This window comes from Paraburkholderia sp. BL25I1N1, from assembly GCF_003002025.1.
In the GTDB taxonomy this organism is placed as follows: domain Bacteria; phylum Pseudomonadota; class Gammaproteobacteria; order Burkholderiales; family Burkholderiaceae; genus Paraburkholderia.
The window spans coordinates 156,785-166,050 of the sequence record NZ_PVZB01000020.1 but is presented as its reverse complement, the minus strand read 5'-3'; the positions used below and the strand labels follow the sequence as shown (position 1 = coordinate 166,050).

At 66.1% G+C, this 9,266-nt stretch carries 7 protein-coding genes; 5 read left to right on the top strand and 2 right to left on the bottom strand.

Translation table 11 applies throughout. From position 1 onward, the window contains the following. The first annotated feature begins 363 nt into the window (after positions 1-363). A complete protein-coding gene (locus B0G73_RS27840) occupies positions 364-1,245 on the top strand; it encodes a fructose bisphosphate aldolase (RefSeq protein WP_374957038.1) in 882 nt (293 codons plus the stop codon). Positions 1,246-1,511: 266 nt separating this feature from the next. Here B0G73_RS27840 and B0G73_RS27835 read toward each other — a convergent pair whose 3' ends face one another. Continuing rightward, entirely contained in the window at positions 1,512-2,171 is a 660-nt protein-coding gene (locus B0G73_RS27835) for an NADPH-dependent F420 reductase (RefSeq protein ID WP_106284387.1), read from the bottom strand. A gap of 133 nt (positions 2,172-2,304) precedes the next feature. Here B0G73_RS27835 and B0G73_RS27830 point away from each other — a divergent pair, with 133 nt between their 5' ends. From B0G73_RS27830 to B0G73_RS27815, 4 genes are all read left to right on the top strand, one after another. Further along, complete coding sequence (locus B0G73_RS27830; protein WP_106284386.1) at positions 2,305-3,201, top strand: LysR family transcriptional regulator; 897 nt, start codon at positions 2,305-2,307, stop codon at positions 3,199-3,201. Positions 3,202-3,531: 330 nt separating this feature from the next. Then, positions 3,532-4,101 (top strand): DUF2760 domain-containing protein, encoded by a 570-nt coding sequence (locus tag B0G73_RS27825; RefSeq protein WP_106284385.1) that lies wholly within the window; start codon positions 3,532-3,534, stop codon positions 4,099-4,101. Beyond that, positions 4,098-5,957 (top strand): Hsp70 family protein, encoded by a 1,860-nt coding sequence (locus B0G73_RS27820; RefSeq protein ID WP_106284384.1) that lies wholly within the window; start codon positions 4,098-4,100, stop codon positions 5,955-5,957. The genes B0G73_RS27825 and B0G73_RS27820 overlap by 4 nt, the downstream gene beginning before the upstream one ends. Positions 5,958-5,962: 5 nt before the next feature. Next, positions 5,963-8,842 (top strand): Hsp70 family protein, encoded by a 2,880-nt coding sequence (locus B0G73_RS27815; protein WP_106284383.1) that lies wholly within the window; start codon positions 5,963-5,965, stop codon positions 8,840-8,842. Here the strand turns inward: B0G73_RS27815 and B0G73_RS27810 are convergent. Further along, positions 8,839-9,108: a hypothetical protein gene (locus tag B0G73_RS27810; protein ID WP_258193545.1), complete on the bottom strand. Its 270-nt coding sequence runs from the start codon at positions 9,106-9,108 to the stop codon at positions 8,839-8,841. The genes B0G73_RS27815 and B0G73_RS27810 overlap by 4 nt on opposite strands. Between the last annotated feature and the right edge of the window lie 158 nt (positions 9,109-9,266).

Here is a 9,266-nt window from a genome sequence, read left to right as displayed (position 1 = left end):
TGGAGCAAAGCAGGGCCGAAGCCGACGCGAACCTCATCACGCTGTGCAAGGTGCTGGGTGGTGGATGGGAGTCGACGTATGCCAGGCAGGACAGTGCTCGTTGACTGCACCTGTCGCGATCGCAACGAGCACGTAGTCCCGTTCGCGCCAATCCACCGATACCCTCGCGCGGCGCCTGAACGCCGTACCCAAAGAATGCCCGCGCCAGGCGACTAGCCGCGCCGGCCACCGTTTTTTCGCCAAATCCGACATTTGCATTAACATCGTGACACTGAACGTATGCAACTCGACGCGTCGCGACCGGACGTGCTGGTTCGATATTCCACTGTGAAAGAGAGGGAGACGATCGTGGCTGATGAGAAGATGCTGGCGCAAGTTTGTGAAAAGCAGGGATTTTTTGCCGCCCTGGACCAGAGCGGCGGATCGACCCCTGGCGCACTGCGGCTATACGGCATTCCGGAGAGCGCCTACAACGGTGACGCCGAAATGTTCAAACTGATACACGAGATGCGCGTGCGTATCATCACGGCGCCCGCCTTTACGGGGGACAAAATCATCGGCGCCATCCTGTTCGAGGCGACCATGGACGGACAGGCTCAGGGCAAGCCCGTTCCGCGCTTTCTGTGGGAAGACCGCGGCGTCGTGCCCTTCCTGAAGGTCGACAAGGGCCTGCAAGCCGAAGCGGACGGTGTCCAGTTGATGAAGCCGATTCCTGGCCTCGACGATCTGCTCGCGCGGGCGGTGAAGCTCGGCATCTGCGGCACCAAGATGCGATCGGTCATCAATCTGAATTCGCAAAGCGGGATCGCCGCGATCGTCAAGCAACAGTTCGAACTGGCGGCGCAGATCGATGCGCACGGCCTCCTGCCGATCCTCGAACCCGAGATTTCGATCAAGAGTCCCGACAAGCCCGGCGCGGAAGCCACCCTCCTCGCCGAACTGACCAAAGGTCTCGACGCGTTGCCGGCTAGCCGCCGCGTGATGCTCAAGCTGACCATACCCGATGCGGCCGACTTCTATCGTCCGCTGATCGAGCACCCGCGTGTCGCACGGGTGGTGGCGCTGTCCGGCGGCTACACGCGAGCCGACGCGTGCAAACGGCTCGCTTCGAATCACGGCATGATCGCCAGCTTTTCGAGGGCATTGATCAACGAGCTCAAGCAATCGATGAGCGACAGCGAGTTCGACGCGGCGCTCGAGAAGGCCGTCGACGAAATCTATCAGGCCTCCGTCGTCAAGGTTTAAGCGACTTTCGGGAGACGGTGCCCGGCGGATCGGGGTCCGAGTCCGTTGAAGGTGAACAGCTTGCTTTGTCCGGCCTCATGGCCGGACAAAACTCGCGGCCTGGTGCGCCGCGAATTCTTCCTCGCTCGCTCGCGCAAAGAGCGGCATGGCCCGGTGCATCTCATCGTCTCGCGGGACCGTTTTCGAAGCGCGCTGCACTTACACAGCTGACGATGGCGGCCGACCCATGTGCCGTCGGCTCGAATGTGGCGGTATTCGCCCGTCACTCAATGCCGCCACGACCCATGCGCCATCTCCACATCCCGCTGTGCCGCGGCTAATCCTTCCAGCATGCCGGCTCGATCGAGCGCAATGCAATACACGGGCTTCGCGCGCTCAAAGCGCCAACTGTCCGCCAGCGCGCCGGCATCGACGGGATCGAAACCGAACTGATCCAGCAGTTCGCTTACGACGCGTTTGGCCGATTCGTCGTCACCGGCGAACGGCAGCGCGCGACGCTTCGGCGTATGCGGTGCCGAGCCGTCGGTTTCGAGGTCCCTCGCCAGAATCGCGTTGAAGGCTTTCACCACGCGAGCGCCGGGCAACGCAGCCGCGAGCAATTGGCTGGTGGTCGTGGCGTGGCTGGCGAGCGCCTCGATCTGGCCATCGCGCTCGGGATAATGATTGCAAGTGTCGATCACGATCTTGCCGTCGAGCGCCGCAGCCGGCAACGCGTCGATGCTGCTGAACGGCACGGCGACCACGACCACTTCGCCGAACCTCGCCGCCTCCTGCGCCGTCCCCACCGCGCAGCCGAGCGCGGCAGCGGTGCTGATCAAGGTCCGCGGATCGCGCGAATTGCTGATCATCACTTCGTGAACGTTCTGCTTCGCCAGCGTCGCCATCGCGCGGCCGATAAAGCCCGCGCCGAGAATGCCTATCTTCATGTTTCACACTCCATGCATGTCCGAGGATCGCTCCGACGAGCCACGCTCGCCGGTGAGAACCACTATGATTCAAAACTTGAATGGGATAAACACGTGAAATTCGACGACTGTCGAAAGCAGGAGTGGGGAAACCATGGATCGACTGACCAGCATGGCAATCTTCGTCAAAACCGCCGACAGCGGCTCGTTCGCCGCGGCGGCGCTCGCGTTCGGCATCTCGTCGCAGATGGCCGGCAAGCACGTGAGCACGCTCGAAGAGCGTGTCGGCGCCCGGCTGCTGAACCGCACCACGCGCCGCCAGAGCCTCACCGAAATCGGCCAGATCTTCTATGAGCGCTGCAAGGCGCTGCTCGCCGACGCGGCGGCGGCGGAGTCGGTCGCTCAGGAACTGTCGGCGTCGCCGCGCGGACGCCTGCGCATTACCGCGCCCGTCACGTTCGGCGCCTGCTGTCTTGCGCCGCTGATCACGCGCTATCTGAAAGCGCATCCCGAGGTGCGGGTCGAGTTGACATTGACGGACCGCTTTGTCGATCTGATCGACGAGGGTTACGAGGCGGCGGTCCGCCTCGGCGCGCTGTCGGATTCGTCGCTGATCGCGCGGCCGTTGATGCCGTACCGGTTGGTGGCGTGCGCATCGCCCGGCTATCTGGCGGAACGCGGCGAACCACGCACGCCGCGGGACCTGACCGCACACGAGTGTCTGAGCTTCGTCTACACGAGCATGCCGGCCGCCACCGAATGGCGTTTCGCCGATGCCCAGGGCGAACAGGCGGTGCCGATTGCCGGCCGCTTCGAGGTCAACGACGTGAAGGCGCTGCTGGCCGCCGCGCTCAACGGCGGCGGCGTGATGCTCGCTCCCGAAGTGGCCGTGAAAGACGAACTCGCGGCGGGCCGCCTCGTGCGCCTGCTGACCGGCTACGAAGCGACCGCGCGGCCGATGCATCTGGTATTTCCCGCCAGCCGCGTCACGCCGAAACTGCGCGCGTTCATCGACCAGGTGGTGGCCGAATTCGGCCCGCACAAGGCGTGAACCCTGCGTGAACCCTACGTGAACATCGCGCGAACGAGCCGCACGGAAATGCTCATCACACGCCCGTGACAAGCCGCCAATCTCGCCGCATTGCCCGCTAGAATGGCCGCCTTTGCCCGCTTCGGGCTCGCCGCAAGGCAAAATACGGGTTTTGCGCGCGCCGACCGCGCCGCGCAGCCCGGTAAATCAGACGCCGGCGGCATGCACGCCGACGGCCTTCGCAATCTCGCACGACGACCGCCCGCTCAAGCTCAATGGGGCTCCGGCGGCCGGCCGCGTGCGGCGCAGCCAGGACAGCTCGTCCTTTAACAGAGCACCTCAGGAGCATTTATGACCGATTCGAATCCATCCTTCCTCGGCAGGATTTCCCTGGCCGTGGGCACGTTCTTCCGCATCCTCGGCGATGGCGAATTCGCCGCCGGAGTCCTGCGTCTGCGTGACGGCGTTGAGGCAAACACCGCGCCCACGCCGGCGCCCGCAGCCGCACCCGCGCCGCAACCCGCGCCCGTGCTGAAGGAAGCAAGCCCCGACGCCGCCTTGCAACTGCTCGGCCTGCTGCAACGCGACGCGCGCTTCATCGATTTCGTCGAGGAAGACATCAAGAACTATAGCGACGCCGATATCGGCGCGGCCGCGCGCCTCGTGCACGACGGTTGCCGCGCGACGCTGCGCGAGCACTTCACGATCCGCCCGGTGCGCGACGAAGCCGAAGGCAGCCGCGTCACGCTGGCCGAAGGTTTCGACGCGGCTTCGATTCGCCTGACCGGCAATGTCGTCGGCAAGGCGCCGTTCAACGGCAGCATCAGCCATCGCGGCTGGCGCGTCGACGAAGTGCGTCTGCCGAAGCTCACGGACAGCCACAACGCGAAAGTGATCGCACCGGCCGAGGTGGAGCTATGAGCGACGCACGCCAGTCACGCTACGCCATCGGCATCGATCTGGGCACCACGCACTGCGCGCTGTCCTATGTGGACACCAGCGCCAGCGACGGCGAAAAGACCTCGCAAGGCGTGCTGCCGATCGCGCAGCTCACGGGCCCCGGCGCGATCGACAACCTCGATCTGCTGCCCTCGTTCCTGTATCTGCCGCACCCTGACGAACTCGCCTCGGGCGACCTGTATCTGCCGTGGACCGGCCAGCGCGAATTCGCGGTCGGCGAATTCGCCCGCAGTCGCGGCGCAGCCACGCCGATCCGGCTCGTGTCGAGTGCGAAGAGCTGGTTGTGCCATCCGGGCGTGGACCGGCGCGCGGCGATTCTGCCCAACGACGCGCCGCCCGAAGTCGCGCGCGTCTCGCCGCTCGAAAGCTCGGTGCGTTATCTGACGCACTTGCGCGAAGCCTGGGACCACGCGCATCCCGACGCACCGTTCGGCGAACAGGACATCACGGTGACGATCCCGGCATCGTTCGACCCGGCCGCGCGCGAACTGACCGCCGAAGCCGCCGAGGCGGCAGGCTTCGGCCGCATGACGCTGCTCGAAGAACCGCAGGCCGCGCTGTATAGCTGGATCCAGAAGAGCGGCGGCGACTGGCGCAAGCAGGTGAAGATCGGCGACATCATCCTCGTGGTCGATGTGGGCGGCGGCACGACCGACCTCTCGCTGATCGCCGTGATCGAGCGCGAAGGCAATCTCGAGCTGCATCGCGTGGCGGTCGGCGAACACATTCTGCTCGGCGGCGACAACATGGACCTCGCGCTCGCGCACGTGGTCGCGCGCAAGCTGGCGGCAGCCGGCACCCAGGCCGACGCGTGGCAGTTGCGCGCCCTCACCTACGCGTGCCGCTCGGCCAAGGAAACGCTGCTCAGCGATCCGGCCACCGATACCGTGCCGCTCGTCGTGCCCAGCCGCGGCTCGAAGCTGATCGGCGGCTCGATCCGCACCGAACTCACGCGCGCCGAATTGACCCAGACGATTCTCGAAGGCTTCTTCCCGCAGGTGGACAGCGCCGCGCGTCCGGTGAGCCGCGCGCGCGCCGGTCTCACGCAGCTCGGCCTGCCGTATGCGCAGGACGCCGGCATCACGCGGCATCTGGCGGCGTTCCTCGGCCGCCAGCTGGGCGCGCTCGCTGAACTGGCGGGAACGAGCGGCATTGCGGCTGCGGAGAACGCGAGCTTCCTGCATCCGACGGCGGTGCTGTTCAACGGCGGCGTGTTCAAGTCGCCGCTGCTGGTCGAACGCATCATGGGCACGCTGAACAACTGGCTCGCCGCCGAAGGCGCGGCGCCGGCACGGCTGCTCGAAGGCGCCGATCTCGATCTCGCCGTCGCACGCGGCGCGGCCTATTACGGCTATGTGCGACGCGGCCGCGGCGTGCGGATTCGCGGCGGCACGGCGCGCGCGTATTACATCGCGATCGAATCGGCGATGCCCGCCGTGCCCGGCCTCGAACCGCCGATCCAGGCGCTGTGTGTGGCGCCCTTCGGCATGGAGGAAGGCACCGAGGCCGAACTGCCCGCGCAGGAATTCGGCCTCGTGGTCGGCGAGCCGGTGCACTTCCGCTTCTTCGGGTCGTCGGTGCGTCGGCAGGATCAGGTCGGCACGCTGCTCGACTTCTGGGGCCCCGAGGAATTGCAGGAACTCGAAGAGATTCAGGCGACGCTGCCCGCCTCAGGCCGCAACGCCGGTGAAGTCGTGCCGGTGAAGCTGCGCGCGCGCGTCACCGAAGCGGGCACGCTCGAACTCGAAGCCGTGCCGCGCGGCACCGACGAGCGCTGGAAAGTCGAGTTCGACGTGCGCGGCAACGCGAATGCGTGAATGAGATGAAGCGGTATAGCGTCGGTATCGATCTCGGCACCAGCAACACGGTGCTCGCCTATGCGGAGGCGGGATCGCCGGGTGGGTCGCCGCTGATCCGCGTCTTCGAGATCGAGCAACTGGTGAGCCCCGGCGAAGTGGCCGCGCGGCCGCTTCTGCCCTCGGTGCGCTATCAGGCGGCGCAAGGCGAACTGAACGCCGGCGATCTGCAATTGCCGTGGTCCGGTGCGGATCAGAGCGGCGCGCGCAAAGATACACAGCAGGACGCGCAGCCGGTCGTGATCGGCCGGCTCGCTCGCGTGCTGGGCGCTCAGGTGCCCGGCCGGCTGGTGTCGAGCGCGAAGAGCTGGCTCTCGCATGCGTCGGTGGATCGCACCGCGCCGATCCTGCCGTGGGGCGCCGCCGACGACGTCCGCAAAGTCTCGCCGGTCGAAGCCAGCGCGAGCTATCTGGCGCATGTGCGCGCGGCCTGGAACCAGCGTTTTCCAGACGCGCCGCTCGAACACCAGGATGTAGTGCTGACAGTGCCGGCATCGTTCGACGAAGGCGCGCGAGCGCTGACCGTGGAAGCCGCCCGCATGGCCGGCTTGCCTGCTTTGAGGCTGCTGGAGGAGCCGCAAGCGGCGTTTTATGACTGGCTGTTTCATCATCGAGAGCAGCTGGCAAGCGAACTCGCGGACACCCGTCTCGTGCTGATCTGCGACGTGGGCGGCGGCACCACCGACCTCACGCTGATCGAAGTCGGCCTGCGCGACGGCGAGCCGCAACTCACGCGCATCGGCGTGGGCAATCATCTGATGCTCGGCGGCGACAACATGGACCTGGCGCTCGCGCATCTGGTGGAAGCGCGGCTGCCGGGCGGCTCGAACCAGTCGGGCGAGCGCGCGCGTTTGTCGGCGGCGAGCCTGTCGCAACTGGTCGAGCGTTGCCGCAACGCCAAGGAACAGCTGCTCGGCGCGCAGGCGCCCGACTCCACGTCGATCACAATGCTCGGCGCGGGCTCGAAGCTGATCGGCGGCGCGCGCACGGCGCAAGTCACGCGCGACGAGGTCGAGCGGATCATCGTCGACGGGTTCTTTCCGGCGGTGGCGTCGCATGAACGGCCTGGGCGGCCGCGTGGCGCGATCGTCGAATTCGGCCTGCCCTATGCGACCGATGCCGCCGTCACGCGTCATATCGCAGCGTTTCTGAGCCGCTTCGCGGCGCAATCGCGCAAGGCGCTGGGCATCGTCGAGTCCTCCGGTTCACCGGACGAAGCAACGCTGCCAGTGCCCGACACGTTGCTGCTGAACGGCGGCGTGTTCCGCGCCGAGGCGCTTACGCAGCGTCTGGCCAGCACCTTGGGCACGTGGCGCGGCGCAGCGCTCAACGTGCTGCACAACGACAATCCCGACGTGGCCGTGGCGCGCGGCGCGGTCGCCTATTCGCTCGCGCGCTCGGGCAACGCGCCGAAAATCGGCGGCGGCTCGCCGCGCAGCTACTTCCTCGTGCTCGACGAAGCCGGCGACGGCAAAACCAATGGCGAGCCCGTACAACGCGGCATCTGCCTGCTGCCGCGCGGCACGGAAGAAGGCCACGAGATTCTGATCGCGGATCGCACCTTCGCGCTGCGTCTCGGGCATCCGGTGCGGTTTCACCTTGTCTCGTCGAGCGCGGATACGGCGTATCGACCCGGCGAACTGATCGATCTGGCCGGCGGCGATTTTGTCCGCCTGCCGCCACTCGCGACCATCGTGCAGCCGCGCGGCGCGAAGAGCGCGCGCGAGACCGCGGTGCGGATCGCGACGTCGCTCACCGAAGTGGGCACGCTCGACGTCCATTGCATTGAACTCGACAATCCCGCGCAGCGCTGGCTGCTCGAATTCCAGTTGCGCCGTGAAGACGCGCAAACAAACCTGGCAGACGACGCCGCACCGGCTCGCCATCCGGCGCTCGACCAGGCGATCGACCACATCGACCGCTGCTTCGGCTCCCGCGCGCAGAAAGTCGATCCAAAAGAAGTCAAACGCCTGCGCTCGCAACTCGAACAACTGCTGGGCTCGCGCGAAAGCTGGAACAGCGCATTGCTGCGCGAACTGTTCGGCGCGCTGTGGGAACGCGCGCGCCGCCGGCGCCGCTCGGCGGATCACGAACGCCTCTGGCTGAATCTGGCCGGCTATTGCGTGCGGCCGGGCTTCGGCTATCCACTCGACGAATGGCGCGTCGAACAACTCTGGTCGCTGTTCGACGACGGCATCCAGTACGTCAACGAAAGCCAAGTCTGGTCGGAATGGTGGACGCTCTGGCGGCGCGCCGCCGGCGGCCTCGACGAAAGCGCGCAACTGCGCGTGCTCGACGCCATGGCCTATCTGCAAGGCGCCGCGCAATCGCGCCACAAGCTGCCGTTCGACGTGGCGAAAACCGGCTTCACCGACATGGTTCGGCTGAGCGCATCGCTCGAACGGATTCCGGTGGAGCGCAAGATCGAGCTTGGCGAATCGGTGCTGACGCGTCTGAAGAAGCCTGCTGAAAATCATCAAAGCTGGTGGGCGGTCGGCCGTATCGGTGCGCGGCGGCCGTTCTACGGCAGTGCGCACAGCGTCGTTCCGCCGCAGACTGCCGGCGCATGGCTCAACGCGATCCTCGCGCTCGACTGGAAGAAGGTCGATCCCGCCGCGTTCGCCGCCGTGCAGATCGCCCGCCTGACCGGCGACCGCTCGCGCGACCTGCCCGAAGACCTGCGTCTTGCGGTAGTGCGCCGCCTCGAAGCGGCCAACGCGCCGCGCGCGTGGATCACCATGGTGAGCGAGAGCGTCGAGCTCGATAACGCCGACGAAGGCCGCGTGTTCGGCGAGTCGCTGCCGGTGGGACTGAAGCTGATCGGGAGCGGAGGCTCGCGCGACTAGTGCAGCTCGAAATTCAGCACCGCTTCCGCCGCAAGCGCGTCTTTGCGATTCTTGAGGCTCTCGGCCAGCAGATCACGGAAGATGAGCGCGGTGTCGGCGCCGTGCTGCTCGCGAAATCCGTTCAGCACTTCAGCAATGGCGGTTCGTTGCGTGATCGGTGTCAACGTGCTGGCAATATACGAACTGCCGCGCGCCAACTCCATCATGTAGGTGGATCTGCACAGCGCCTTGTCTGCCTCTCGAGCGGATTTTCGTCCGTTACGCATCGTTGTCTTTCTCGGTTATTTTTCGTTGCGCGTGCAACCAGCGGCTCCTTCCGCCGGCGAGGCGAAGCGCTCTCACGCTCCGCTCTGACGCAACCATCTCCTTCTATCTGAACAGTTGAAGCTTAAGAGAACCTTATGCGTAGCGGATAAAAGCTCAC